Genomic DNA, 26192 nt, shown 5'->3' with positions numbered 1-26192 from the left:
ATCGTTCTCAAAAACCTCCCGGCATTTCTACTTTGATTTGTGGGCTACGTCAATTTGAATACTTCTTTCAGGGCTGGAAACTTGCTCTGTGTAAGGATGTGTGTACACCGTAGCCTTTTTAAGGGGGGCTAGGGGGGATCTTCATACAAATTGATAGCTGACAAACATCATCTCAATTTAACGCCATTTAACTTAACCATATATGCCTGAAGACTTTAAAAAGTTAAGCGATAAAATTGGTCAGGTTATTTTTCCTGGTGGGAAAGGAGTCATTGAAAATTTAGTTATAGAAAGACAAAAACAGTTAACCCCCACAAAACATATACCACGCGGTTCTGTTCACTTTGTCGGGCGTGAAACAGAACTAACACTAGTGCATGAAAACTTACAGCGTGGTGATGATGTCGCAATATCAGGGATGGGAGGCGTAGGTAAAACAGAACTTGCCACCCAATACGCCAAACAATATCAAAATAATTATGACGGTATTGTTTGGTTTAATGACAGAGCCAGTAATCTCGCGGCGGAAGTTTTGAGTTTTTTTGTGCAACTTAATTTCGAGATACCCCAAGAACAAGGCGGAAGACTGTTAACCCTACAAGAACAAGTTGCTTGGTGTTGGTTGCAATATCCCCAAGCTGAATTACCTATATTAATTGTTTTTGATGATGTCACCAGTTTAGACAACCTGGGCGGAGTTGTCCCCAGCGATAAACGCTTTCGGGTTTTGGTGACAACTCGCCTGCGAAATTTAGATCCAAACTTGATTCAACAGATTCCCTTAGATGTTCTCTCACCAGAGAAAGCATTAAAACTGTTAAAAAAATTGTTGGGGAAAGACAAGCGAGTAGACAACCAACCAGAAGCAGCCGACGCAATATGTGAATTTTTAGAATATTTGCCTTTGGGGATAGAGTTAGTCGGTGCTTATTTAGCACAAGACCCAGATTTACATCTACATATAATGTTGGAGCGATTGCAACAACGCAAGTTAGCAGAAGCAGCTTTACAAGACAGGGAAACTCTCAACTCAACCCAACTGGGAGTGAAAGCCGCCTTTGCTTTAACTTGGGAAGAACTTGAACCACCGACGCAACAACTAGGCAGATTTTTGAGTTTATTTGCGCCCCAGTCTATTTTATGGGATTTGGTGGTGTGGGTGGCGACTGGTGGAGATGATGAAGATGACCCCTCTCCAAACCTCTCCCCCACGGGGGTAGAGGCTTTAATTCCCCCATTCCCTGTCTTCGACACGCTGCGCGAACGTAGGGAAGGAGGGCTAGGGGGGTTAGGTTTATCAGCAGATGAAATCAACGAAGCGAAAAAACAACTCTACAAACGTCACTTGCTGCAACAGGTAGAAGACAGCCAAGGATATTATAAAATTCATGCCTTAGTGCGGTGGTTTTTGCAAGAACAGTTAGCCAACGCTGGCGAGATGAAATCAGTTTTAGAAACCACCTTCGCCACTGCGATGATAACCGTAGCTCAAACCATTCCCCAGCAAGCAACTTCTGAAAATATCGAACGTGTTAAATATGTTATTCCCCACATTGAAGACTTGGGAGAACGGATAATTGCAGAAGTAACCCAACCAAAAGAACAACAGATAAATTCCCCAGCATCAGTTCCGAATGATAAAGTAATTCGGGTATTTGTGGGAGTAGCAGGATTTTATGAAGGACAAGGACTATATCAATTAGTCAAACCTTGGATTCAGGAATGCGTCAACGTTTGCCAAGTTTTATTCACAGGCGACCATCCCAATGTCGCACTCAGCTTGAACAATTTAGCCGGACTCTATAACATCCAAGGTCAATACCGCCAAGCCGAACCTTTGTTAATTGAAGCCTTGGCGATGAGAAAGCGGTTATTCACAGGCGATCATCCCGATGTTGCACAAAGCTTGAATAATTTAGCCCTACTCTACAAAAGCCAAGGGCGGTACAGCGATGCCGAACCTCTGTACATTGAAGCTTTGGCGATGACAAAGCGGTTATTCACAGGCGATCATCCCAATATCGCAACTAGCTTGAACAATTTAGCTGTACTCTACGATAACCAAAGGCGGTACAGTCAAGCCGAACCTCTGTACATTGAAGCCTTGGCGATGAGAAAGCGGTTATTCACAGGCGATCATCCCAATGTCGCACAAAGCTTGAATAATTTAGCCGGGCTCTATAACATCCAAGGGCAGTACAGCCAAGCCGAATCTTTTTTAATTAAAGCCTTAGAGATGAGAAAGCGGTTATTTACAGGTGATCATGTCTATGTTGCTTCAAGCTTGGACAATTTAGCTGCATTCTACTGTAACCAAGGGCGGTACAGCGATGCCGAACCTTTGTACATAGAAGCCTTGGCGATGTGTCAACGGATGTTAGGGGATAATCATCCCTTTACAGTAACAGTTCAACAAAATCTGGCAATTCTGCAACGCCAGTTAACTCCCGTTGGTATTTTGATACGGTGGTTAGGTAAGTTTTTTCAATGGTTGTTAGTAATATTAAGATTACTATTTTATTGATTGTGACAATTGGCTAAAAAAATAATAAAATTAATTCGTAATTCGTAATCTCTCTTTAATCATATCCAGTCCACTCAATCACTTATAATATGTCCGCCGCAAGTTCAACAAAGTGGCACGACGCGATCGCAAGAACTCTGCAATTACTTTACTTCCCTATAACCACCTTCGTAATAAATTTTCAACTTTGAATTGGTTGCACACTCAGGCGATAGCCGAGATGATGCAGAATAAGGCTGATGGTTCGCAGTTCGGGGTTGCCTTCTGGCGACAAAATTCGGTAAAGATTCTGGTGGTTCAAACCCGTTTTTTCTGCAAGGCGCGTCATCCCCTCCCGTGCTTCCACCACGTTTCGCAGTGCTTCCAGAAAAAACGCAATATCGCCATCCTGCTCGTACTCTTCAAGAGCAACATCCAGGTAAGCCTTTGCCATTTCCGGGTTTTGCATCTGCTCAAACACAATCTCGTCATGGTTTCTCAGTTTCTTGCTCATGCTGTTCCTCCTGATAAGCCTCCCAATATTTTTTAGCTTTTTCTATGTCTTTGTCTTGGCTATCCTTATCGCCACCACACAGGAGAATTACCAGATCATTCGCAGATTCTCCAAAGTAAACGCGGTAGCCACTGCCAAAGAAAAACCTCAGTTCAAGCACGCCATCTCCAACTGACTTGCAATCCCCGTAATTACCCTGCTTAAGTCGCTCTATCCGTCGGATTATCCTTGAACGGATCGTGTAGTCCTTCAAGTTTTCCAACCATTCGGTGTAAGGCTCCTTGCCATCTTCTGTAGCGTAGACTTTCAGAGTTTTTTGACGAACGATATCAGCCATAGTTTAATTATAAAACGTAGCTTAAAAGTAGAAAAAAAATAGTTGTAAATGCAGCGATCGCTCTCATCAACAATCAAGATACGATAATTTTGCGCTAGGCGATCGCTCTCGTCAAAAATAAAGAAGCATCGTCGTAGGCATCGCCAAAACTTTTCTTAACAACAACGCCTCATAACTCTGATAACATAGATAAAAGTTCAACTGAACTACCAAAGTTATGAGCAACATTAATATTTCTTTGCCTGAATCAATGAAAGCTTTTGTTGAAGAACAAGTTACCAAAGGCGGTTACGGTTCAGTAAGCGAATATTTACAAGCGTTAATCAGTAAAGACCAAAAACGCCAGACACAAGAACACATAGAAGAACTTCTGATTGCTGGACTTGAAAGTGGAGAAGTAATAGAAGTGAATGACGAATGGTGGGAACAAAAACGCACACACTTAATAAATAAGCTGCATGAAGAAAAATAATGACAAAAAAGATAGTCATTACACCAAAAGCAAGTTTAGATATTGATGAGTGTTTTGCTTACATTGCTCAACAAAACCCCGACACGGCTCTGTTATTTTTTGACTCTGTAAGGGAAACATTTGCACAGTTAGCTAGAATGCCTGGAATGGGTAGTCGTTATCTTGTAGAAAATATTCGTTTGCAAGGTTTACGTAAATGGGCTGTTAAAGGATTTAAAAAGTATCTAATTTTTTACTTTGAAAAAGATGAAAGTATTAATATTGTACGAATTCTCTATGCAGGGCAAGATATAGAAAATATTTTAGAAAAAGAATGAGATTAAGCGATCGCTCTCATCAACAATAAAGATACGATGGTTTTGCGGTAGGCGAATCGCAATGCTAACCTAGTTCATATCATGACAAAATCACAACAATATTTATGAACCTTCCGCCCCAACTACAAGAAAAGATTGAAAAATGGGCAAGTAGTCAGGGAATATCAACTGAGCAATTTATTTTGCAAGCCATTACAGAAAAAATTACAACTCTCAGTCAGCAAGAACTAGCAGAAGATACTCAACTCAACCCCAACCAAGCAAACCTCTATCGCAAAGATGGAATCTTAGTTGTAGACGCAGAATTACCAACCAACTTTGATATCAATACTTTGATATATGAATTGAGAGAAGAACGTTTTACTCATTTGGGAAGTGCGATCGCTTCAATTGTACAAGTCCCTACGTAGTGAAAAATTCAGATAACCGATTTCTTCAAGAAGTCAGGGATCTAGTTCAGGTGTAGGTTGGGTGGAATGAAATGGAACCCAACATCATCAAGATTTTGTTGGGTTATACCATTTCACGAAAAATCTGATACAGATGTAAACCCTGAGAGGCTTACTTTATCTAAGTTTTTTAATTGCGAATTGCGACTTGCGAATTGTGAATTGGTATTACGCTGTTGCTTCACCCAAGCTACCGTTTCTAAATGTTTTGCGCCTCTGCGTGAGATAAAAATCATCTCGTCAGCAACACCAAATATAAAAACACAGATGCACATTGTCACCTGTGTCTATTCATATATATCTGCGTTAAGCGAGATTCAACACCTTGCGTAACAGTGCTTGGTCTTCGATTTTGGCTTTGAGACGGCCATTCTCGACATCTCGAATCCAGCTTTGGCTTTTGCCGGTGAGTTTGGCTAATTCCCGTTGGGAGAGATTTAAATTTTTGCGGGCTTCTAAAATCTGTTCGCCAACTAAATCGCCTGTAAGTCTGACTCGTCTCCGGTTTTTGATAGTGCGTCGTTGCTTCTTTTCTGAGTCAGAAATTTGCTGTTCCCATTCTGGCGGTAATTCAAATGACAAAATCCGCGCGTTCATCAGCAGGTTCCATTTGCCACGGGGGCCGGAATCTGTTAAGCGGGTTTCGCCACCACCATCGTTAATCCAAAATTCTAAGGCTTCGTCGGGATCTTCGGGTATCGCCATTAACTTCGCCCACAATGGTTGAATTTCTGGCGGGTAAGTTACAGGATCAAACATGGGTTTGATTCCCAAATGGTTCAACACTTCTAAGTCACTTTCAAATGTCCGCAGTAATCGTTTACGTTCTTCTCGCTGTCTGGAGGCTAAGGTAACTTTTTCTTCTCCATAGGCGATGCGTAACAAGGTAGGAACAGTGATGCGTTGTTCTCTACCCATCTTAGTTTTAAAGAGTAACCACAGCATGAGTCTAACTGCGCCTTCGTGTTGCTGCCAAATACTCATGACGGTAGTTAACAAGGTTTTTGGCAAACTACCATACTGATAAAAAGCTGTGCGCTCTTTACAGGCTTGTTTGTTTAAGAAATACTGCGCCCAAACTCCGGCTTTAATTTTGAAAGTTAACCCAACTAGGTATTTGCATCCTATGTCATCTTCTTGGAAGTGGTGTTGGATATGGACTAAGTGCCACAAGCGAGATTGAGTAACTGAAAATCCTTTGACGCGCCCTTGTTGCGGCCAGTCAATAGATATTAACAGTGAACAAGCTTGTTGGACAAGATTTTTCATTAAGGTGAGTTTGGCAGTTTTACTCAAGTCTTTGCGTTTTTCTAGCCCCAAGTATTTTTCTATTTGCCGTTCATCTAGAGAAAATTCTTGCTCCCAAGGTTGTTCTAAGGTTGTAGCATAGGCGGCAAATATTAAATGGATACAAGCCGCCCGAATATCCATTGTCTCAATCGCTTCTAAATTAGTGATGCGATCGCTAACTTGGAAAGGATGTTGAATGTGAAAGGCGATCGCACCTTTGCCTTGGCTGACTTGTCTGCTGTAACATAAATATCCTTCTGCATCATGTTCCCAATTTAAGGATGTGCGTTGAGCCAATACATTACACGCCTCCCAAATTGCGATCGCTGAAGCAAAAGGGTTATTCTTCCCATTAGAAAATAAATCCGGGCTGGTAGCATCTCGCGGTTCGACTTTGCATCTCCCCTTTTTTGCTTGCCACGGTATGGGAGAATTTGTCGGACAAGCTATTACACATTGCGGTTCTGGATAATAGCCCTCACAATTGTTACACAGACAAGGATCAATCCAATATTCATCGTCTTCTAACTGAATCGCACCCGTAGGACATTGGGGACGGCAGTTATCACATCCAACGCAACTGTTGTTAGGAATTGTATACGGCATAAAACTTCTTCCCACCTAATCGTTGAGATGTTTGGCTCAAGTCTCCCCCTGGATGTGTCCTGTTTATTTATCACTCGCAACCACATTAATTACCTAGCAAGAAGTAAATTTTCTTGCTGCGATAATTGCCCACATCCATATTCAGACTTAGTATCCAAGTAGAGGCTCAATCAGGCTTTTCAGCCCAGCCGAATCTTTATTGTTCATTAACTATAAATTTCATAAATATTTAGATGATTTTGTTCATCATGAGCTTAGGAAATTTTCTTAAGCTTTCATATTTTTTTAATTACCAACCTTTAATGTTTGGCATCGAAACCTTAACCCAAGGTTTTTTGCTGAATTTTTATACACACAATCATTTAGCATAATTCCATTTATTAATAATTTTAATATTTAATATCAAGCTAACTGCTGCTACAAAAATCACATTTTTAATTGAAATGCTCAAACCACTTGCTACTCTATCGATTTGGGCATTTTTATTGCTAAATAACAATACATTGCTAATACAAATTGCAAATATATTTATGTAATGAAAGAACATAAGTTTTGTATAGTGATTTACTGTCTTTTTGATATCGGTCAAAAACTGCAAAAGAATTGCATTATTAATTCAGGCAGTAATTAACTTTAAGGTAATTGATTTAACTAAATATCGGCAATTCAAATCCCCGACTTCTTGAAGAAGTCGGGGATTTTGGCATACAAGAATAATTGAATACTAAAAATATTATCAAAAAACATGATAATTATTGCTATAAAGTCTCATTTAAATAATCAAAATAAACCTGAAAATAGATTAAAAGTCATCAAACTTTAATGAAAGAAAAATTAATCGTTTCACAACAAAACAAAACAATTAGATTAAGTTAGTATGAAATTAAGTACAAACGATTAGATTGGCGAAATCGCCGAAGGTTTATTCATGGCAGCACTAACAGGATTGACATTTGGAGGTAAAACCTGGACACCTAAATTTGCCCAGGAGATTGACAAAGATAAATGTATCGGCTGTGGCAGATGTATTAAGGTGTGTGGGTATAGTGTGCTGGATTTAAAAGCACTCAATGAAGAAGGTGAATTTGTCGAAGATGAGGAAGATGATGAAATCGAGCGCAAAGTCATGGTAGTTGCTCATCCAGAGAACTGCATTGGTTGTGAAGCTTGCTCTCGGATTTGCCCTAAAAACTGCTACACCCATGCAGAATTAAACAACTAAATATTTGCGGAAGCTTCAAAGTTGTTGTTTTGGTGAGGGGGTACTCAGCAAGGTAAATTGAGGGGAATTTTTATAACTACTAGAACTGGTGAAAAAGTTCATAGTAAACAAATGCGTAAATTGTAAATTGTTACTTATTAACTAAATCATACTTGCTGCTATTTTGAATGTTCAAAATGAGAACTAATAGTACCCTCTGACAACAACTATTACTGCTTGTAGAACTAGAAGGTACTCTTGTCTAATTCATGAGAAATATTGTTAAGTTTTTGGGGGAAGGATCTGAAGAGATTTGGAAAATTCCCCCAAGTTTTACATTATGTAAGATACAACATTAATAAGTAGAACTCAAAAGTCAAAAATCAAATAGCAACAAAATTTGATTATAAGCTTTTGTACTGATTTTAATCGTGAAGTTAGGTGTGTTACTGAAGTATCAAAAAATGAAGTTACAAAGATAAATTTCCTACTTCAGATTTCATACTAGCCTGCGGCAATTCGCTGCGCGTCTACACACTTCAAACTTCATCCTTACAGGAGCTTTTATGCAACAAATTCCTGTTTCACTATGGACGCTAGTTGCTGGTATGGCAGTTACAGCGTTTAGTGTTTGGGTTGGTCAAAATCACGCACTACTACCAGAACAAGCATCACAACAAGCACCCTTGGTAGACGGATTTTTTAACATCATGTTTACCATTGCGATCGCTTTATTTCTGGTTGTAGAAAGCACCATTCTGATTTTTTTAGTAAAGTTTCGTCGCCGTCGCGGTGACGAAACCGATGGTTTACCAATAGAGGGCAATGTTCCTTTAGAAATTTTCTGGACAGCTATCCCATCAGTGATTGTGATTGGTTTAGGCATCTATAGCGTAGATGTCTTTAATCAGATGGGTGGTTTGGAACCAGGAAGTCACGCCCATTCTCCGGCTCATGTTGCCCATAGTTCTGGAACTGCCCTAGCTGCTACCCTCAATGATATCCCAGAACCAACTTCAGCCCCAAGCATTGGCCTTGGTGCGAGTCGGGGAGAAAGCAAACCTGCGGATTTGGTAGTGAACGTTACCGGAATGCAGTTTGCTTGGATTTTCGAGTATCCCAATGGTGGCGTTACCACTGGTGAGTTACATATTCCTGTAGGTGCTGATGTGCAGTTGAATTTGTCAGCCCAGGATGTAATTCACGCCTTTTGGGTTCCGCAATTCCGAGTGAAACAAGACGCACTTCCTGGTATCCCCACTCAATTGCGCTTCACCGCCACTAAAACAGGTACTTATCCCGTCGTGTGTGCGGAACTTTGTGGTGGCTATCACGGTTCCATGCGATCGCAAGTCATCGTCCACACACCAGAAGAATACGACAGTTGGTTGAAAGAAACCCAACTCGCCCAAAAACCAGACTTGCAAAAAGCGATCGCTGTTAATCCCGCCGACTTATCACCCTCCGAGTTCCTTGCGCCTCATATCCAACATCTGGGCGTGAGTGCAGCAACTCTAGAGTCAATAGTCAAAGGTCAATAGAAAGTATGAAGTGTGAAGTATGAAGTATGAAATTTTTTATCCTTCATTACTTTAGGCTTCTTTGTTCAAGAGTCAACGGTAAAGAACGAATGACAAATGACAAATGACTCATGACAAATGACCAATGACAAATGACAAAGGACAAACTTATGACACAAACAGACTTACCTCGGAACACACCGCCCGATAAAAATCCACAAGTAGCCGTTACCCATACCGCACATCCCAAAAAATGGAAATGGTACGACTACTTCACCTTCAACATTGACCATAAGGTGATCGGGATTCAGTATCTAGTCACGGCGTTTTTGTTTTACCTCATCGGTGGATTGATGGCGATCGCCATTCGCGCCGAACTCGCCACCCCAGATGCGGATATTCTCGATCCCAATCTGTATAACGCCTTCATGACTAACCACGGGACAATCATGATTTTCCTGTGGATTGTTCCCAGTGCGATTGGGGGATTTGGCAACTATCTAGTACCGTTGATGGTTGGTGCTAGAGATATGGCATTTCCCAAACTAAATGCGATCGCTTTTTGGTTAAACCCACCAGCCGGATTATTGCTGTTGCTGAGTTTCCTGTTTGGTGGTTCCCAATCAGGTTGGACAGCTTACCCACCACTGAGTTTAGTTACCGCGCCAGTTGCCCAATCTCTATGGATTTTGGCAATTGTCTTAGTAGGTACTTCCTCAATTTTGGGTTCCCTAAACTTTGTCATCACCATCTTAATGATGAAAGTCCCCAGCCTGAAATGGGATCAACTACCCTTATTCTGCTGGGCAATCTTAGCCACCTCCGTACTAGCACTTCTCTCTACACCTGTGTTAGCTGCGGGTTTAGTGTTGCTATTATTTGACATCAACTTCGGCACATCCTTCTTTAAACCAGATGCAGGCGGTAACGTTGTTATCTATCAACACCTTTTCTGGTTCTATTCTCACCCGGCAGTATATCTGATGATTCTGCCAATTTTCGGCATCATGTCCGAGGTGATTCCCGTTCACGCCCGTAAACCAATTTTCGGATATAAAGCGATCGCTTATTCCAGCGTCGCTATCTGCGTCGTCGGATTATTCGTTTGGGTACACCACATGTTTACCAGTGGTACACCCGGTTGGATGCGGATGTTCTTCACTATTTCTACCCTCATCGTTGCTGTTCCCACTGGCGTAAAAATATTTGCTTGGGTTGCGACCCTGTGGGGTGGCAAAATCCGCTTTACCAGTGCCATGCTATTTGCGATCGGCTTATTGTCGATGTTCGTCATGGGTGGTTTAAGCGGCGTAACAATGGGAACAGCCCCCTTTGATGTTCACGTCCACGATACCTATTATGTAGTTGGACACTTCCACTACGTCTTATTTGGTGGTTCCGTATTTGGTATTTACGCAGGTATATATCACTGGTTCCCCAAAATGACCGGACACAAGCTAAACGAATTTTTGGGACGGGTTCATTTTGCCCTCACCTTCATCGGGACAAACCTCACCTTCTTACCGATGCACGAATTAGGTTTACAAGGTATGCCCCGGCGAGTCGCCATGTATGACCCCCAATTCACTAGCTTGAATGAAATTTGTACCATCGGCGCATTCATCTTAGGCTTATCAGTCATTCCCTTTACCATCAACATACTGTGGAGTTGGAGTAGAGGCGAAGTTGCAGGTGATAATCCTTGGCGGGCTTTAACCTTAGAATGGACAACCAGTTCACCCCCATTGATTGAAAACTGGGAAGTCTTACCCGTAGCCACTCACGGCCCCTACGACTACGGCCATAGCCCCGAAGCACAACCCACCACAACACCTGAAGTGAGTGCGTAATTATAAACCTAACCCCCCAACCCCCTTCCCTACTAGGGAAGGGGGAGTCAGATAGATTCCCCTCTCCTATGAGGAGAGGGGTTAGGGGAGAGGTCAAAATTCCCCCCTGAAAATTCAGATGGTAAAAATATGACAGTCGCCACACCCAGCGAACATCAAGGACATGAAGCCGAACATCATCCAGATTTGCGAGTTCCGGGATTATTAACCTTCCTCATCTCCGAATCTTTAATGTTTGGCGGATTCTTTGCCACATACTTGTTCTTTCGCGGCACTACAGATGTCTGGCCGCCAGAAGGTACAGAAGTAGAATTACTTGTACCGACAATTAACACCATCATTCTGGTGTCTAGCAGTTTCGTCATTCACTTTGGTGATATGGCGATTAAAAAGAATAACGTCGCCGGAATGCAATGGTGGTACAAAGTGACCGCCGTTATGGGCGCAATGTTTTTGTTAGGTCAAGTGTATGAGTACCTAACCTTGGGATATGGCATGACAGCCAATATCTTTGCTAACTGCTTTTATATCATGACAGGCTTCCACGGATTGCACGTATTTGTGGGACTGTTATTGATTTTAGGAGTATTGAAGCGATCGCAACGTCCTGGTCATTACTCCGCCACCAAACACACCGGCATCGAAATGGCAGAAATTTACTGGCACTTCGTAGACATCATTTGGATTGTTCTGTTTTCTTTGTTGTACATTCTCACACAGTTTTAAAAGTGCGTAGGGAGTAGTAAATTAACCCACTCACTACTCCCTACTCCCCACTCCCCATCTACAATTATGCAAATAGATACCAACAGATTTTCTTGGTTTCAAGTACCAGAAAATGTCAAAAAATTACTAATCTTAGCGGCTGATGCTTGGCATAATAATTCTGAATCCGAGAAATATATGCAACAAGCCATCACCGAAGCCGGAGAAAATACAGACATTTTAGTTTCAGCTTATAGATATTTTTACTACAAAAATAATTATTCTCTCGCCTTGCAAACAACAACCAAATTATTAGATAAAATTAAAAAAGCAGAAAATTTTCCTGAAAATTGGGAACAGCTAAAACCCATACTCATAAATCGGAGGGAAGAAAACCAAATCAGATTGTACTTAAATGCTTATGCTGCGACTGGTTTGGTTTTAGCTAAGTTAGGAAACATCGAACAAGCCAAAGAAATCAGCATCAGGGTGCAAGAAATTGACACCAAACATGATTATGGTGCTGGTATCCTTCTGGATATTTTGACACGTCCAGCCGAGGAAGAAGATTGAATAGTCACTTGTCATTAGTCCTTGGTCATTGGTTATTAGTAACGATCAAAACAAATGATAAATGACAAATGAACCATACTAACCAACACTCAACGATCAAAATTTACAAACCATGATGAACAATTTCTATTTTGCTCGACCTCTTTCCACCTTTACCCTACCCGAAAATCCCCTGCCCAATACTGTTCCTTTATCCCCTATAAGTCTTCCTGAAACTAACTCTCCTTGGTATGCAGCACCAGTAATTGTTATGCCTTCCACTTCTCAATTTAGATTCTAAAAGTTATGCAAGGTAGGGATTGGCTACTTACTGGAGACGGTCAGTATCAAATTTGTAAATCTGTAAGAGCATGGGATTTATTGCGAGAAAATTATCGCCTCTATCGTTTTTTAACTGAGGTGGAAGATGTTCTCAATGGTGTTGAGGATGAATCTAACCGTCTACCAGAAATTAGGATGTTGGTGAGGCGCTTAATTGCCAATTCCTACTGGGTGAGAAGTCAACATTTAGAGCCTTGTCCCAAAACAGGAACTTCTGTACTTCTCTTATACGATGAATTGGGTTTTCCGTTAACTGTCCAAACAGTAACTTTTGCACCAGGGACAACTTCAACAATACACAATCATGGCACTTGGGGAGTTGTCGCGGTGTTAAAAGGTCAAGAAAAAAACACTGTTTGGCAACGTACAGATAACTCAACAACTTCAGCTAAAATTGAACAAACAGGAGAAATAATTTTATCTCCTGGAGATATTGTGAGTTTCACTCCTGATGCAATTCACAGCGTGCAAGCAGTCGGTGATGAACCAACTGTGACTTTCAATATTTATGGGGAAACTGATCCAAAACAAAGATTTGAGTTTGATTTAGTTACCCATACAGCACGAAAGTTTTAAAGAAGGCAGGAGCCAGGAGGCAGGGGAGACAAGGAGCAGGGAGCAAGGGGGAGTATTTTCTCCTCTGCCCCCTGCCCCTCTTCCCAGATTAGAGGGGAATCTGCGTAAGTCCTAAACCATAAAGTGGATTGGGAGCAAGCACAATGGCAAGAGTAATTTTTTATGAAAAACCAGGCTGTAAAAATGGTACTAGACAAAAAGTGTTGTTAACGGCGGCTGGTCATGAAGTAATTTCATACAACTTATTAACTGAACCTTGGACGATTGAGCGTTTACGGTCATTTTTTGGTAATCGCCCTGTATCTGAATGGTTTAATCGGGCTGCACCCAAGGTAAAATCAGGCGAGATTGTTCCCGAAAATATCGACGCGGAAACCGCATTGGTACAGATGTTGCGTGACCCGCTATTAATTCGCCGCCCTTTAATTCAAGTAGGCGATCGCCGCGAAGTTGGTTTTGAAGTCGAAAAACTTGATGCTTGGATTGGCTTAAAACCTGTTGATGAATCCTTCCAAGCTATGAGTGAAGACCTGATGAGTAAGGATTTGCAAGGCTGCGCCCACGGTGGTAATCACCACCATGAACACGGCCACGGTCATGGTAATTGTAAACATTAAATTAAGTAAAAAGTAAAAAGGCAAAGGGCAAAAAGAAGTAAAAAGTAAAAGAGCAAAAGGCAAAAGAGTTTATTTTCTATTTTGACTATTTACTCTTCACTTTTTACTTTTTCCTTTTAACTTTTGCCTTCTTAACTAAGGCTCAAATCTTGAAACATTGCTGTGCTGAGGTAACGTTCACCGAAGGAAGGCTGAATCATCACAATCAAACGACCAGCATTTTCTGGTCGTTTTGCTACTTGCAATGCAGCACACAAAGCCGCACCCGAAGAAATCCCTGATAATAACCCTTCTTCTTTGGCTAACCTGCGTCCGTACATCATCGCTTGGTCATCGCTAACTCTGATGACTTCATCAACCAGTTCCAAGCGCAGTACGTCGGGGACAAATCCTGCACCGATACCTTGAATTTTATGGGGGCCTGCTTCGCCGCCAGAGAGGACAGGGCTATTGCTTGGTTCAACTGCGATCGCTTGTAAACTGGGTTTACGTTGCTTCAATACTTCAGCAATTCCGGTAATTGTTCCACCAGTCCCAACCCCAGCAATCACAATATCAACTTCCCCGTCTGTATCTTCCCAAATTTCTTCGGCGGTGGTTTCCCGGTGAATTTTGGGGTTAGCTGGGTTGCGGAACTGTTGCAGCATATATGCGTTGGGTGTATTCGCTACAATTTCCTCGGCTTTACGAATTGCGCCCCGCATTCCTTCTGGGCCTGGTGTCAACTCTAGTTTTGCACCATAAGCACGCAGCATTGAGCGCCGTTCTTGGCTCATAGTTTCTGGCATAGTTAAAACTAAGCTGTAACCACGGGCGGCGGCAACCATTGCCAAGGCGATTCCAGTATTCCCAGAGGTTGGTTCGACTAAAATGGTTTTTCCTGGTGTGATTAACCCTTCGGCTTCGGCGCTATTAATCATACTCACGCCGATCCGGTCTTTCACAGAAGCGGCTGGGTTCATTCCTTCGAGTTTGGCAACTATCTGCGCCACTGCACCTTCGGCTTGGGGAATTTTATTTAGTTGAACTAAGGGAGTTTTACCGATTAGTTCTGTAACATCTTTAGCAATTCGCATAAATTAACTCCTAAACCTTTAATTTTAAAGCGGCCTAATTACTTATAACTATCATTTTTGGGTAACTGCTGGGTTAAGCGATCGCCAAAACTATTTACTTTCAATAAAGCATAAATATGTAACACACATAAATAATTTTGGTTAATTTACATCTAAATTCGTATTTTTGATGACCATTGACTGAAAATAGCAGCATTTAAGTATTGCTCAACACTAAACATCAGTTTGTTTAGAGGAACTTAATTAGTTGATTTGCGTCTAGAAAACATATAAAAACTCATTTCATATTTTTCAATACATTACCAATCAAATCAACAACGTATTGAACAGTTTGCTCAAATATCCAATTTTCCAGATATAAGGCTCTAAAATGTCAGTTATATACAGCGATAGATTTAATTCATTAAACCTTGATATTTAATCATTAATTAATTGAAATTACGCCCAAAAACTGCTATTTAAAGCCTAAAATCTTCATCTTGAGTACAAAAAATATTCATCAAAACTTATCTAAAAAAATCGTTTTTATCTATAGCCAGTCCAGCTTTAAAGCTGAGTGCAGAAATTCCAGCACCCCTACTAATCAACACTAGCCCCTCTGCCCGAAAATACTAGACCCTATACCCCTAACAATTTTTATAAATCTTACGCAGCAAAGGTTTGAGGTTTTGAGTACAAATTTAATCAATTTAATAAACTTAATCCACACCAACTAAACAGCCACCCTCTAAGGCAACTGATATAAAACATATAGGATTTACGCAGAGATTCCCCTCTACCCCCCGAAATTCCCTAGCTTGCTAGTGAACTAGGGGGGACTTCTTAACCAGACATTTTCAGATAAGACGGCGTTAATTCGATAAGTATAAAAATAGAAATTAAAAAAATTAGGTAATTATTCATTAGTTATTAAATCTACAAAATAGATCCCCGACTTCTCAAAGAAGTCGGGGATCTAAAAACCACTAACTATATAAAACTCTCTTATCTAACCTCTAACTCCTAACCCCTAGCCTCTACCCCAAGGATGAAAGTCAAAATTCTCAATGTTCTTACTGTTTGCCTAGTAACATTAATCGTAATTTCTCCAGCAATGGTAGTCCTGAGAGTTGTTTGGGAAAAGCATGGAGAGTTAGTTAAGGCACAGAATTTAACTTGTGAAGTTAATAAGATTAACGAAGTCAATCAAGCCTTGTATCCCCCGGTAACGGCTGGTATTAATAATTGCGATCGCTACATCGTGAACCAACCGCTAACAACAGATTCTATCTATAAACTTGCCATTATTCTCCAATGGTTTATCTTGCTAACCCCTGTATGTATTGGGTTAGGAATTCTTGTATACGACAGGTATCTAGCGCATCGCGCCGCCGTATTTCAAGAACAAGTAGAAATGTTAGAAAGACTTTGGCGACAAAGTATTGAACAATAATCAATTCACCTCACACAATTACAAAATATTATGACTGAAGAACGGCAAGCTCAATATTTTGATTTAATCGATCAATTACTACAATGTCCTAATGGCCAAGAGCCAGCAGTTTTAGAAGCAAATTCAGAATTAGTTGATGCTAACCTCATCGAAGCAATGGCAAAAGTAGCCACAATGTTTGCTCACGATGGTAATCAAGATGGCGCTAAATTTTTATTTCATGTAGCTCGTGAGCTTGCCAAGCAATTAGGGTTATATCCTGATTTCAATAATTCCGAAGCTGCAAAATCTGAATGAAGTGCCTAACAAGGAGTAATCATGCTACTGACGGCTACTGATGCTGGACATATAGCGTTAGAGTTTCTCTTAGCAGACTGGAATATTCGTGACGAATATCGAGAGTGGTTTACTATTATCAAATCGCGTTTAGCTGGCGAGTATTGGTATATTGTCGAGTTGGGTGTAGAAGGTTTTCCTGATAGATGGTTTATTCAAGTTTATGATACAGGAGAATGTGACCCTAGCTATACTTTTGTTTCTCCCATCAATGCTAAAGAAGGATTTTCTGACTTTGGTGATTTACCAGAAATAATTGCTGAAGTATTAGTAGCAGAGAGAAAATCTCGATAATTAACTTGATTACTTCAAATATCTATCAAAAGTTCTGATTTTAATATCCCCGACTTCTTAAAGAAATCGGGGATATTAAATTTAAACGAATTAACTATTTTTCACTTCCAAAAATAAAATATATTTACCATATTTTCTATATATTTTTTAACACTAAATGCAATATAAACTACACTTTATGTCATGCTTGGTTGACAAATATGTGTTATATTAAATAGCGTGATGAAAGCTACAGAAACATCAGCTAAAATGATTACTGAAGATATCATCGCTCAAGAATTCAAACGAATTATCAGCGAGTATTATCCAAAGGTTGGAGAACTATTAGACGGGTGTCATGTGAAAGTCATCACCTGTTTTTGGGGAAGACCGCCTAGACGTTTGCAATACATAGGTATTTATTGCTCTGAAGAAATGTTGCCCCACATTAGAGAACAGCAAAAAATTCTCAGAGACATAGCCGACAATATGGGATTAGTCCAAGTAGTTTGTATGAATGCCAAACGCTTGATTCGAGACCCCAAATCGACGCTTAAAGATACCGATCCACGCCTGTGGTTGGAGTTGCAAATGGTAGCAACCTAAGAATAGTAAACTAATGAAAATTGGACTTTTCTGCAATTACGAAAATCATCACCAAAATTACCGCCGTGCAATTTTTGAGCAAGTCGCTTTAGTCAGACAAGCCGAAAGCTTAAACTTTGACGAAGCCTGGGTAAGTGAACACCATTTTAGTGAAGTCAATATCAGTTCTTCGATGCTGTTATTGATGGCGCATTTAGCAGGTGTCACTTCCACAATTCGCTTAGGTACTGCGGCGGTTTTACTGCCATTTTACAACCCGATTCGGGTAGCAGAAGATATTGCGACTTTGGATAATTTGTGTAATGGCAGATTATTATTTGGAATTGCCAAAGGCGGGCCTTTTCCACAGCAAAATAAACATTTTGCGATTTCAATGGGAGAATCTCGCGCCAGAATGTTAGAGGCTATGGCATTGATTCATAAGCTGTTATATGAAAAAGAAGTTTCATTTTATGGGCAGTATTATCAATGCGATCGCCTCACAGTATACCCTAAACCTTTGCAACAGCAAATCCCGGTATATATAGCTAGTGGTGATACTTCCAGCATCGAATTCGCCGCACAAAATTCCTTTAGCTTAATGGGGGGGCCACCCTTCGCGCTAGAGAGATTGAAAAAAACCGTCAACGAATACCGTAATATTAATCCTAGTGGTGCAGATAATTTTGTCTTAGCGCGGTTCTTTTTTGTGGGTAAAACCAACGAAGCTGCGGTGAATGAAGCCATGCCTTTTATCCGCCAATTTAGCCAAAAAATGCAAGCTAATACGGCAGTAGTAATGCAGAATAGTTCCACCGGACATAAACCATTTGAACGGACAAATATTTGTTTTGACGAAGACTATTTGATTGAAAATTCAATCATTGGTGATGCGATTACTTGTCGAGACAAAATCAAAAAATTTCAGGACGAATTGAATCTAGGTACATTAGCACTCAAACCCGCATCGTTTGATATGCAAAAAAACATCGACAGTTTGCAGTGCTACAACCAAGAGGTACGCAATTATGTCTAAATTAAACCAGCTTCCACCCGATGACTTACCACCAACTGAGGTCACAAAAGAGGATGGAATGCTGCACTTAGAGCTAGAGCAATCGATTGGCAGATGTTTTTATTACAGTTGCGATCGCATTACTCAAGCTTTACTCAATAACTGTCAGTGGTATCTTACTGATAAAAATGCAAAAATTATGTTAGTAATTGACTGCCCTGACATTGTATCTTACTGGCATATAGTCAGCAATATTCCCCAATTAGGTAATAGATTAGAGCGATTTACAACTAATGCCAAAATCAGAGTTTATCCGCCCTTTGGTAAAGGTGGGCCGCTAGAAATTAGTGTCAATGAAATCTCTGCTTATCGAGATTGGTTGTAGAATCATCATTTACTCATCTTTAAACCCAGTTTCTTGGCAAAAACTGGGTTTTTACATTTTTTATCGTTCTATGGAACAAGATATAGAAATTGTTCGTATTCTTCATGGAGCGCAGGATATAGAAAGCATTTTTCAAAACATAGAAGATACAGAAGACATCTGAAGTTATTGATTACCCCAGAGAAGAATTTTTCCTATAATTAATAAATCCAACGCCAGCGAGATAACGGTTATGCTTTCCCCCGATCTCAAAAATGCGTTACCTAGCACTGATGAACTGCCATGCTCAGACGATACACCAGTGGATAACGAAGACCAAAACTTACTGCCCAACATTTTATTATTTTTACTCAACACTATTTGGGCAAATCGCCAAGATTGGTACTTTGGTGTAGATATGGCAGTTTATCACACCACGGGAGTTAACCCCAGAGTGCCAGTAGTACCAGATGCGTTTTTAAGCGTGGGAGTAGAACGGAGAAAAGGTGGTAAGTCGCGCAAAAGTTACGCCGTCTGGGAAGAAAACGAAGTAGTTCCTATTTTGGTAATAGAAATGGTGTCTCATACACCAGGAGAAGAATACGACGCTAAAATGCTAATCTATGCCAAACTCGGCGTACTGTACTACGTAATTTACAATCCCGAATACTGGCGACGCGACCAACATCAACCATTTGAAGTGTATAAGTTGGTAGATGGTAACTATCAATTACAAATTGGTGAACCTTACTGGATGTCAGAAGTCGGCTTAGGTATCGGCAGATATCAAGGTGTAGTTGGTGGCATTCCCCAAGAATTACTGTCTTGGTATGATGAACAAGGTACGCGCCACCTCACAGCAGAAGAACGAGCCGAAAAGTTAGCTCAACATTTGCGATCGCTTGGCATTGACCCTGATAATTTACCTAGTGAATAACAGGCGATCGCTAAAAATTAGCATTACTGATAATTGCGATCGTTATTTTATTTATATAAAAACTACAATCGTTGTTGAGGAATCATAATAATCAATTCTGTACCCGTACCTGGAATTGATTTACAATCTATTTGACCTTGATGAGTTTCAACAATAATTTGATAGCTAATCGAAAGTCCTAAACCTGTACCTTTACCCACTGGTTTAGTAGTGAAAAATGGGTTAAATATTTTTTCAGTAACTTTTTCATCAATTCCTATTCCATTGTCACTAATGCGAATTGAAATCCAGTTATCTATTAATTCTGTAGTAATTTTGATTGTAGGATTAAAAGTTAATATTGGTAGTGTAGCTATACCATTTGTTGGATAATAACTGTGCTGAAGATAATCGATTTTCTGTTCTAAAGCATCGATAGCATTACTAATAATATTAATCAAGGCTTGATTAAGTTTACCTGCATAACAAGCTACCCTTGGTAAATCGCCATATTCTTTAATAACCGTGATTTCTGGATAATTGGTTTGAGACTTGAGGCGATTTTGCAGTAGCATTAAGGTGCTATCAATGCCTTCATGAATATTGACCTTTTTCACTTCTGCTTCATCTAAGCGGGAAAAACTACGTAAAGAACGTACAATTTCACTAATCCGCTGACTGCCAATTTCCATAGAATTTATAACTTGTAAGAAATCTTTCTTGATAAAGTCTAAATCCATGCTTTTGATTTTATTTGCTATTTTTAAACTCGGCTCTGGATAAGATTCTTGATAGCATTTGAGTAGTTCTAAAATATCATCGGCATATTGAGCAACATAATTAATATTACCGTAAATAAAATTTACCGGATTATTAATTTCATGGGCAATCCCAGCTACTAAAATTCCTAAAGCCGACATCTTCTCAGATTCTACTAATTTGCTTTGCGTAGCACGCAATTTTTTTAAAGTTTCTTCTAAATCTCGGCTTTGTTCTTCTAAAGTTTTTTGTGACTCACGTAATTCATCAATTACATTCAGAAATAATGCCTCTTTCTTTTCATTAGTTTCCTCTAAAGCAATTCTTAAAGATTCAGAACGCTCTAGCTTTTTCTGGAGAATACGATTAGCTTTTTCCAACTCTTTGATTCTTTGCTCATGTTCTGATGGCATGATGATTTAATGTCTTCCTATTAAAAGAGTGACAAAAGTTTCATGATGTAGTCTAGTTTCGCCGCCACCATTTAAAGGTGATATTTCACCATGCGTATAAAAACCGCAACCTGGAATATCTGATGTTAAAAATTCTTGAGCAAGTTGATATTCTTCGATAGTGCGCGTACCTAGCAGTAGCCGACGCGCTGCACAAGAAAAAAATAAAGCTGCATCCGGCTGTTTACCAGGATAATTATTTAACGCATTTGTAATTGATGTTTTTGCCGCATCTAAAATCTCATTACGGCTGGCTTGTGCTATTTGAACAAAAACATCTGCTGGTATTTCTCCTAAAAAAGTAATGCTGCCTTTTTCAGGATCATAAACACTAGGCGCACGCATATAAAACTCTTCTGTTTCTGATTCAAATACCGCTAAAGGATATTCCCCAGAAGGAGGCAGACCACCTAAATAATGATGATAGAAATCTAATGCAGGTTTATGATTAATTTCATAAAGAATATTTTTATCTACCTTGGTAATTTTGCCTTTTTTACCGAGAGGATGCCAACCACTAGCTACTCCTTGAGAAAACAAGAATTTGCCAGAAAATATCAATACGGGAACAGCATCACTCAGAATCTCTGTTTGAAAAAATTGATAAGTCTTTTCAAATTTCCACTGATCAGCAGTTAAGCCACCAAAAATCGGAATATCTTTCCCCAATGCTAGTTTTAGTCCTTCTACAATTGCTACACCATCAACTGTTAAACTTTCTGGAAAAGTCAAGCATAATTGAGAACTCGCTTGATTTTTGATTTTGGACTTTGCTTGTTCTACAGCTTGTTGAGTAGCTAAAATTGGGTCTTGTGATAAGTTTCTACCTAATCCTGCATAAATTTCAATTTCATCAGCACAAAATAGCATTAGAGCTATAGAATCTTGCTGGAATTGTAATAATGAGGAAATTTCAGCATCGGTAGTACCACCAATTAATTCAATACTAGGAAAAGCTTTGGTAATTTCTTGCAATATGAGTGCATAATCAAAGTCAATTGCAGCAAATAAAATCCCAGCTTGAGGAAGTTTACCGTTTAAATTCTCTTGACATTGCTCTAGAATTTCAGAAATTGCTGATAAAGAATCAGGATCATTACTATGGCCAACTACTACATTTAACATATGTCTCTGGTCTGGAACTTTTCTACCGTGGATTTATTATTCCCAAACCAGATTGCTTTATATAATCAAGCTGCATATAAACCCAAGAAACTGGAAATTAGGGGCTATACAAACAAAGCCTGACTAGGCTATGGGCAAACTCAACGCCCTTAACACTAAATGTTGAACCAGTCAGCCGTTGTCGCCATACCAAACTTTGCTGACTATAATTCAGGGTACACAAATTGCGATCGCCCTGACGCACCACCACCTGCTTATCGTCTTCCCAAGTAAAATCTGCCATACCAAATCCCCACATAAAAAAATCCCCACCCAGGCAAATGCGTGGATGGGAAATATTGAGTAGGGAATGTCTCACCTTCCCTACATCATTGGAGGAATTATTTGCTTTCAGTAAAATCTGCATCAATTACATCATCACCGCCACCAGAAGAACTAGAAGCACCGCCATCTTGAGGTTCAGCACCAGGTGCAGCACCACCAGCTTGTTGATAGATATTGCTACCAACTGCGAATAGTGCTTGTTGCAATTCTGGCATCAGCTTGGTGATTTGCTCATCATCTTCCTTCGCAACAGCTTCCCGCAGGTCTTTCACCAAACCTTCAACCTTGGTTTTGTCAGCAGCAGGAACTTTATCACCTAATTCTTGCAGTTGCTTCTCAGCTTGGTATGCTAAAGAGTCAGCTTGGTTCTTGCGATCAATTTTCTCACGGCGCTCTTTGTCAGATGAAGCGTTTTGTTCTGCTTCTCGCACCATCCGGTCAACATCATTTTTATCTAAGGTAGAAGCACCAGTAATGCTGATGGACTGTTCCTTACCAGTACCTTTGTCCTTAGCGGTAACGTTGAGGATACCGTTAGCGTCGATGTCAAATACCACTTCAATTTGAGGTACGCCACGGGGCGCGGGAGGAATACCATCAAGGCGGAAGGTTCCCAAACTCTTGTTGTCATTAGCAAATTCCCGTTCACCTTGGAGGACGTGAATTTCTACGTTGGTTTGACCATCAACAGCAGTAGAGAATACCTCAGATTTCTTGGTAGGAATTGTGGTGTTACGAGGAATAATCTTGGTCATTACACCACCCAAGGTTTCAACACCCAAGGACAATGGTGTTACGTCTAACAACAAGATACCAGTAACATCACCAGCCAAGACACCTGCTTGAATCGCAGCACCAACTGCTACCACTTCATCAGGGTTAACAGTTTGGTTAGGTTCTTTACCCAATATCCGCTTCACCAACTCTTGGACTGCGGGAATACGGGTAGAACCACCAACTAACACCACTTCATCGATGTCATTTTTGCTTAACTTAGCATCGCGGAGCGCATTCTCCACAGGAATACGAGAACGGTCGATTAAGTCAGCGCAAAGCTCTTCAAACTTAGCACGAGTCAGGGTCATATCCAGGTGTTTTGGCCCGTCCTGGGTAGCGGTGATGAATGGTAAGTTAATTTCCGCTTGAGTCACGCTGGAAAGTTCAATTTTGGCTTTTTCAGCAGCTTCAGTCAAACGTTGCAATGCTTGTCTGTCTTTGCGGAGGTCGATACCTTCGTCTTTCTTAAACTGTTCTGCTAAGAAGTCAACAATTTTCTTATCGAAGTCATCACCACCAAGGTGGGTATCACCAGAAGTTGCTAATACTTCAAATACGCCGTCGCCTACTTCGAGTACAGATACGTCGAATGTACCACCACCCAAGTCAAATACCAGGATAGTTTCGTTGCTCTTCTTATCAAAGCCGTAAGCCAAAGAAGCGGCGGTAGGTTCGTTGATAATCCGTAATACTTCAATCCCAGCGATTTTACCAGCATCTTTGGTCGCTTGACGTTGAGAGTCGTTGAAGTATGCCGGAACTGTGATTACAGCTTGGGTAACAGTTTCACCCAAATATTTGCTTGCGTCTTCAACGAGTTTACGCAGAACTTTAGCGGAAATTTCTTCTGGGGCGAACTGCTTACCAGCGCCAGGAGAGTCTAGCTTGACGTTACCGCCACTGCTCAACACTTTATAAGAAACTTCTGTAGCTTCGTTAGTAACTTCGTCGAAGCGGCGACCAATGAACCGCTTAACCGAGTAAAAAGTGTTTTCGGGGTTCATGACTGCTTGGCGCTTGGCAATTTGTCCTACCAAGGTGTCGCCATTTTTCGCAAACGCTACTACTGATGGTGTTGTGCGAAAACCTTCTGCGTTAGCAATAACCGTGGGTTTACCACCTTCCATCACTGCCACGCAGGAGTTAGTTGTTCCTAAGTCAATTCCAACTACTTTTGCCATGTTAGGTGCTGGCTCCGTATAACTACAAATGAATGAATGGGAATATAAGGACTAAATCTTGAACCAACTGATTTTATGAAAGCAGTTACTTCAGCATCAATGACCTTTAGCTCGGTTGCGTTGGGGTTATAGCCCCAATTTCTGCTGATATATATACTGAGCTTGTATAGCCAGTCCATGAAGGGTGGTTTCCCGAACCTGCTTTGGGACGGTTAATTTTAAAGTTTTGTCTAGTTGGTTCATGGATTAATTTGCTTTCACTTCGTCTAATTTATGAGAATTAATACATCCAGTAATTAGGGTGAACCGTAATCACCATGTGGTGTTTGCCGTCTTTAAACAACATTAACTCCAGAGATACAGAGAATTAGTGAGCTATAAAAGGATTGCTTGGCTAATAAATTCAGTCAAAATGCGGATACTTATACCAAGTGCAGTCAAAGATAGTAACCTATGGTGGGAGTAGGGAATAGGGAGTGGGGAGTAGGGATAATATTTGTGGCAGTAACTTCAGTATTAGTAAAGTAATTTTGGAGTTGAGATTGGCTCATCCAAAATTCGTAAGGGTAAAGGTGGATTTTGTAGCTTTTATGTATTAAAAATGTAATTAAAAAATGTTAGTTATGCGTCGTGCCTCTGGATGTTTATTTGGGCTTGCCTGTGGTGATGCTTTGGGTGCTGCTACAGAATTTTTAAGTGTGGAAGAAATTCGTCGTCGCTTTCCGCCAAATGGGCTGCAAGAAATTGTGGGGAATCCTGCACGTGTCACTGATGACACACAAATGACATTGGCAGTGGCGCAAGCTTTAGTTGAGGTTGATACTGCAAACTTGAGTCTAGCTAATTTGGAACCTGTTCTTAGACGTACTTTTGTGGAGTGGTTACACAGTCCCGACAATAATCGCGCTCCAGGAATGACTTGCTTACAGGCTTGTGAATATCTGGAAGCAGGGTTGCCTTGGCAGCAAGCAACTAGGCCAAATTCTAAAGGCTGTGGTGCAAATATGCGTGTTGTACCTGTCGGTTTATTATCCACAGATGATACAACCCGTGCGGCAGTTGCTCAATTTCAAGCCGCATTAACGCATGGTCATCCAACTGCCTTGGCAGCTTCTGATTTAACGGCAGCAGCAATCACTTATTTTGTCAAGGGCGGTGAACCGCAAGAATGTTCGGCTTATCTTCGCAACTATGCCTTAAGTCAGCGTTCAGTTTATCATGCTGATTGGCTGGGGAATTTATGGCAGCGCCCAGGGATAAATACACCAATAGAATTTATTAGTTGTGGTTGGGATGAGTGTTTAGCAGTGCTTGACCGTCTGGACGCAGCCTTAGTCAACCCCAGCCGCGACATTGACCCCTGTTTGGCTATAGGCGAAGGCTGGGTAGCTGAGGAAGCTTTTGCTACTGGTTTATTATGTTTTTTGTTTTTTCCAGAAGCACCGTTAGCCGCAGTGCGACGTGCTGCACTGACAGCAGGCGACTCCGACTCAATTGCTTGTTTAGCGGGTGCTTTTGCTGGAGCATATTTAGGTATGGCTGCATGGCCTGAAGATTGGGTAATTCGGATTGAATACCGCGACCAATTGACGGCTCTGGGTGAATTCTGGGATTAAATTTAGGTATGGTGGAAATCTATGTTTTTTTGACTACTGGCGATCGCTATAAAGCAATCATCAGTGCTAAATTGTTACTTAATCAGGCAATATGTAGATGTAAGACCGTT

The 26192-nt window shown here is 40.6% G+C and carries 27 protein-coding genes; 19 read left to right on the top strand and 8 right to left on the bottom strand.

Annotation, left to right across the window (positions count from 1 at the left end):
• Positions 1-202 precede the first annotated feature (202 nt).
• On the top strand, positions 203-2524 hold the full coding sequence (locus tag H6G74_RS25585; protein ID WP_190970322.1) for a tetratricopeptide repeat protein: 2322 nt from the start codon (positions 203-205) through the stop codon (positions 2522-2524).
• A 181-nt stretch (positions 2525-2705) separates the two neighbouring features.
• On the opposite strand, the gene H6G74_RS25580 is transcribed toward H6G74_RS25585, so the two are convergent.
• Together H6G74_RS25580 and H6G74_RS25575 are read right to left on the bottom strand one after the other, a co-directional pair.
• A complete protein-coding gene (locus H6G74_RS25580; RefSeq protein WP_190970321.1) occupies positions 2706-3017 on the bottom strand; it encodes an addiction module antidote protein in 312 nt (103 codons plus the stop codon).
• Positions 2992-3354, bottom strand: a complete 363-nt coding sequence (locus H6G74_RS25575) for a type II toxin-antitoxin system RelE/ParE family toxin (RefSeq protein WP_190970320.1) — start codon at positions 3352-3354, stop codon at positions 2992-2994. The genes H6G74_RS25580 and H6G74_RS25575 overlap by 26 nt, the downstream gene beginning before the upstream one ends.
• A 217-nt stretch (positions 3355-3571) precedes the next feature.
• On the opposite strand from H6G74_RS25575, the gene H6G74_RS25570 reads away from it, so the two are divergent.
• The 3 genes from H6G74_RS25570 (at position 3572) to H6G74_RS25560 (ending at position 4553) form a co-directional block, all read left to right on the top strand.
• Positions 3572-3826, top strand: coding sequence for a type II toxin-antitoxin system ParD family antitoxin (locus tag H6G74_RS25570; protein ID WP_190970319.1), 255 nt, complete (start codon positions 3572-3574; stop codon positions 3824-3826).
• Positions 3826-4143: a type II toxin-antitoxin system RelE/ParE family toxin gene (locus H6G74_RS25565; protein WP_190970318.1), complete on the top strand. Its 318-nt coding sequence runs from the start codon at positions 3826-3828 to the stop codon at positions 4141-4143. The genes H6G74_RS25570 and H6G74_RS25565 overlap by 1 nt, the downstream gene beginning before the upstream one ends.
• 104 nt (positions 4144-4247) lie before the next feature.
• Positions 4248-4553 (top strand): hypothetical protein, encoded by a 306-nt coding sequence (locus H6G74_RS25560; RefSeq protein ID WP_190970317.1) that lies wholly within the window; start codon positions 4248-4250, stop codon positions 4551-4553.
• Positions 4554-4898: 345 nt separating this feature from the next.
• Here H6G74_RS25560 and H6G74_RS25555 read toward each other — a convergent pair whose 3' ends face one another.
• Positions 4899-6488: a helix-turn-helix domain-containing protein gene (locus tag H6G74_RS25555; protein ID WP_190970316.1), complete on the bottom strand. Its 1590-nt coding sequence runs from the start codon at positions 6486-6488 to the stop codon at positions 4899-4901.
• 928 nt (positions 6489-7416) lie between these two features.
• Here H6G74_RS25555 and fdxB point away from each other — a divergent pair.
• The 7 genes from fdxB (at position 7417) to H6G74_RS25515 (ending at position 13851) form a co-directional block, all read left to right on the top strand.
• Complete coding sequence (fdxB, locus tag H6G74_RS25550) at positions 7417-7710, top strand: ferredoxin III, nif-specific (protein WP_190970315.1); 294 nt, start codon at positions 7417-7419, stop codon at positions 7708-7710.
• A gap of 545 nt (positions 7711-8255) precedes the next feature.
• Positions 8256-9230, top strand: a complete 975-nt coding sequence (locus tag H6G74_RS25545; protein ID WP_190970314.1) for a cytochrome c oxidase subunit II — start codon at positions 8256-8258, stop codon at positions 9228-9230.
• Between the two features lie 149 nt (positions 9231-9379).
• Complete coding sequence (gene ctaD / locus H6G74_RS25540; RefSeq protein ID WP_190970323.1) at positions 9380-11059, top strand: cytochrome c oxidase subunit I; 1680 nt, start codon at positions 9380-9382, stop codon at positions 11057-11059.
• Between the two features lie 129 nt (positions 11060-11188).
• Entirely contained in the window at positions 11189-11785 is a 597-nt protein-coding gene (locus H6G74_RS25535; RefSeq protein WP_190970313.1) for a cytochrome c oxidase subunit 3, read from the top strand.
• Positions 11786-11851: 66 nt separating this feature from the next.
• Entirely contained in the window at positions 11852-12337 is a 486-nt protein-coding gene (locus tag H6G74_RS25530; protein WP_190970312.1) for a hypothetical protein, read from the top strand.
• A 285-nt stretch (positions 12338-12622) separates the two neighbouring features.
• Positions 12623-13234: a cysteine dioxygenase family protein gene (locus H6G74_RS25520; protein ID WP_190970311.1), complete on the top strand. Its 612-nt coding sequence runs from the start codon at positions 12623-12625 to the stop codon at positions 13232-13234.
• 143 nt (positions 13235-13377) lie between these two features.
• Positions 13378-13851 (top strand): ArsC/Spx/MgsR family protein, encoded by a 474-nt coding sequence (locus tag H6G74_RS25515; RefSeq protein WP_190673658.1) that lies wholly within the window; start codon positions 13378-13380, stop codon positions 13849-13851.
• 131 nt (positions 13852-13982) lie between these two features.
• Here the strand turns inward: H6G74_RS25515 and cysK are convergent, their stop codons facing one another.
• Positions 13983-14927, bottom strand: a complete 945-nt coding sequence (gene cysK, locus H6G74_RS25510; RefSeq protein ID WP_190970310.1) for a cysteine synthase A — start codon at positions 14925-14927, stop codon at positions 13983-13985.
• Between the two features lie 1027 nt (positions 14928-15954).
• Here cysK and H6G74_RS25505 point away from each other — a divergent pair.
• From H6G74_RS25505 to H6G74_RS25475, 7 genes are all read left to right on the top strand, one after another.
• Positions 15955-16359, top strand: a complete 405-nt coding sequence (locus tag H6G74_RS25505) for a hypothetical protein (protein WP_190970309.1) — start codon at positions 15955-15957, stop codon at positions 16357-16359.
• A 30-nt stretch (positions 16360-16389) separates the two neighbouring features.
• On the top strand, positions 16390-16656 hold the full coding sequence (locus H6G74_RS25500) for a hypothetical protein (RefSeq protein WP_190970308.1): 267 nt from the start codon (positions 16390-16392) through the stop codon (positions 16654-16656).
• Between the two features lie 21 nt (positions 16657-16677).
• The gene (locus H6G74_RS25495; RefSeq protein WP_190970307.1) at positions 16678-16989 is read left to right on the top strand and encodes a hypothetical protein; all 312 of its coding nucleotides are present in this window, start codon (positions 16678-16680) and stop codon (positions 16987-16989) included.
• 222 nt (positions 16990-17211) lie between these two features.
• The gene (locus tag H6G74_RS25490) at positions 17212-17574 is read left to right on the top strand and encodes a hypothetical protein (RefSeq protein WP_190970306.1); all 363 of its coding nucleotides are present in this window, start codon (positions 17212-17214) and stop codon (positions 17572-17574) included.
• Between the two features lie 13 nt (positions 17575-17587).
• On the top strand, positions 17588-18589 hold the full coding sequence (locus tag H6G74_RS25485; protein WP_190970305.1) for an LLM class flavin-dependent oxidoreductase: 1002 nt from the start codon (positions 17588-17590) through the stop codon (positions 18587-18589).
• Positions 18582-18953, top strand: coding sequence for a hypothetical protein (locus H6G74_RS25480; RefSeq protein WP_190970304.1), 372 nt, complete (start codon positions 18582-18584; stop codon positions 18951-18953). The genes H6G74_RS25485 and H6G74_RS25480 overlap by 8 nt, the downstream gene beginning before the upstream one ends.
• 232 nt (positions 18954-19185) lie before the next feature.
• Positions 19186-19869, top strand: coding sequence for a Uma2 family endonuclease (locus H6G74_RS25475; protein WP_190970303.1), 684 nt, complete (start codon positions 19186-19188; stop codon positions 19867-19869).
• Between the two features lie 62 nt (positions 19870-19931).
• On the opposite strand, the gene H6G74_RS25470 is transcribed toward H6G74_RS25475, so the two are convergent.
• The 4 genes from H6G74_RS25470 to dnaK form a co-directional block, all read right to left on the bottom strand.
• Complete coding sequence (locus H6G74_RS25470; protein WP_190970302.1) at positions 19932-21020, bottom strand: ATP-binding protein; 1089 nt, start codon at positions 21018-21020, stop codon at positions 19932-19934.
• Positions 21021-21026: 6 nt separating this feature from the next.
• Positions 21027-22184 carry an FIST signal transduction protein gene (locus H6G74_RS25465; RefSeq protein ID WP_190970301.1) on the bottom strand — a complete coding sequence of 386 codons (1158 nt, stop codon included), beginning with the start codon at positions 22182-22184 and terminating at the stop codon, positions 21027-21029.
• A 97-nt stretch (positions 22185-22281) separates the two neighbouring features.
• Positions 22282-22482: a hypothetical protein gene (locus tag H6G74_RS25460; RefSeq protein ID WP_190970300.1), complete on the bottom strand. Its 201-nt coding sequence runs from the start codon at positions 22480-22482 to the stop codon at positions 22282-22284.
• A gap of 82 nt (positions 22483-22564) precedes the next feature.
• The gene (gene dnaK / locus H6G74_RS25455; RefSeq protein ID WP_190970299.1) at positions 22565-24466 is read right to left on the bottom strand and encodes a molecular chaperone DnaK; all 1902 of its coding nucleotides are present in this window, start codon (positions 24464-24466) and stop codon (positions 22565-22567) included.
• A gap of 623 nt (positions 24467-25089) precedes the next feature.
• Here dnaK and H6G74_RS25450 point away from each other — a divergent pair.
• A complete protein-coding gene (locus H6G74_RS25450) occupies positions 25090-26082 on the top strand; it encodes an ADP-ribosylglycohydrolase family protein (protein ID WP_190970298.1) in 993 nt (330 codons plus the stop codon).
• The last annotated feature ends 110 nt before the right edge of the window (positions 26083-26192 follow it).

The organism is Nostoc spongiaeforme FACHB-130 (genome assembly GCF_014698475.1).
GTDB lineage: Bacteria > Cyanobacteriota > Cyanobacteriia > Cyanobacteriales > Nostocaceae > Nostoc_B > Nostoc_B spongiaeforme.
The sequence above is the reverse complement of the archived record's forward strand: the minus strand, read 5'-3'. Positions and strand labels throughout refer to the sequence as shown.

Coding starts and splice junctions, on each gene's coding strand:
- H6G74_RS25585 (WP_190970322.1), top strand. CDS start 203: ATGCCTGAAGACTTTAAAAAGTTAAGCGATAAAATTGGTCAGGTTATT.
- H6G74_RS25580 (WP_190970321.1), bottom strand. CDS start 3,017: ATGAGCAAGAAACTGAGAAACCATGACGAGATTGTGTTTGAGCAGATG.
- H6G74_RS25575 (WP_190970320.1), bottom strand. CDS start 3,354: ATGGCTGATATCGTTCGTCAAAAAACTCTGAAAGTCTACGCTACAGAA.
- H6G74_RS25570 (WP_190970319.1), top strand. CDS start 3,572: ATGAGCAACATTAATATTTCTTTGCCTGAATCAATGAAAGCTTTTGTT.
- H6G74_RS25565 (WP_190970318.1), top strand. CDS start 3,826: ATGACAAAAAAGATAGTCATTACACCAAAAGCAAGTTTAGATATTGAT.
- H6G74_RS25560 (WP_190970317.1), top strand. CDS start 4,248: ATGAACCTTCCGCCCCAACTACAAGAAAAGATTGAAAAATGGGCAAGT.
- H6G74_RS25555 (WP_190970316.1), bottom strand. CDS start 6,488: ATGCCGTATACAATTCCTAACAACAGTTGCGTTGGATGTGATAACTGC.
- fdxB (WP_190970315.1), top strand. CDS start 7,417: ATGGCAGCACTAACAGGATTGACATTTGGAGGTAAAACCTGGACACCT.
- H6G74_RS25545 (WP_190970314.1), top strand. CDS start 8,256: ATGCAACAAATTCCTGTTTCACTATGGACGCTAGTTGCTGGTATGGCA.
- ctaD (WP_190970323.1), top strand. CDS start 9,380: ATGACACAAACAGACTTACCTCGGAACACACCGCCCGATAAAAATCCA.
- H6G74_RS25535 (WP_190970313.1), top strand. CDS start 11,189: ATGACAGTCGCCACACCCAGCGAACATCAAGGACATGAAGCCGAACAT.
- H6G74_RS25530 (WP_190970312.1), top strand. CDS start 11,852: ATGCAAATAGATACCAACAGATTTTCTTGGTTTCAAGTACCAGAAAAT.
- H6G74_RS25520 (WP_190970311.1), top strand. CDS start 12,623: ATGCAAGGTAGGGATTGGCTACTTACTGGAGACGGTCAGTATCAAATT.
- H6G74_RS25515 (WP_190673658.1), top strand. CDS start 13,378: ATGGCAAGAGTAATTTTTTATGAAAAACCAGGCTGTAAAAATGGTACT.
- cysK (WP_190970310.1), bottom strand. CDS start 14,927: ATGCGAATTGCTAAAGATGTTACAGAACTAATCGGTAAAACTCCCTTA.
- H6G74_RS25505 (WP_190970309.1), top strand. CDS start 15,955: ATGAAAGTCAAAATTCTCAATGTTCTTACTGTTTGCCTAGTAACATTA.
- H6G74_RS25500 (WP_190970308.1), top strand. CDS start 16,390: ATGACTGAAGAACGGCAAGCTCAATATTTTGATTTAATCGATCAATTA.
- H6G74_RS25495 (WP_190970307.1), top strand. CDS start 16,678: ATGCTACTGACGGCTACTGATGCTGGACATATAGCGTTAGAGTTTCTC.
- H6G74_RS25490 (WP_190970306.1), top strand. CDS start 17,212: ATGAAAGCTACAGAAACATCAGCTAAAATGATTACTGAAGATATCATC.
- H6G74_RS25485 (WP_190970305.1), top strand. CDS start 17,588: ATGAAAATTGGACTTTTCTGCAATTACGAAAATCATCACCAAAATTAC.
- H6G74_RS25480 (WP_190970304.1), top strand. CDS start 18,582: ATGTCTAAATTAAACCAGCTTCCACCCGATGACTTACCACCAACTGAG.
- H6G74_RS25475 (WP_190970303.1), top strand. CDS start 19,186: ATGCTTTCCCCCGATCTCAAAAATGCGTTACCTAGCACTGATGAACTG.
- H6G74_RS25470 (WP_190970302.1), bottom strand. CDS start 21,020: ATGCCATCAGAACATGAGCAAAGAATCAAAGAGTTGGAAAAAGCTAAT.
- H6G74_RS25465 (WP_190970301.1), bottom strand. CDS start 22,184: ATGTTAAATGTAGTAGTTGGCCATAGTAATGATCCTGATTCTTTATCA.
- H6G74_RS25460 (WP_190970300.1), bottom strand. CDS start 22,482: ATGTGGGGATTTGGTATGGCAGATTTTACTTGGGAAGACGATAAGCAG.
- dnaK (WP_190970299.1), bottom strand. CDS start 24,466: ATGGCAAAAGTAGTTGGAATTGACTTAGGAACAACTAACTCCTGCGTG.
- H6G74_RS25450 (WP_190970298.1), top strand. CDS start 25,090: ATGCGTCGTGCCTCTGGATGTTTATTTGGGCTTGCCTGTGGTGATGCT.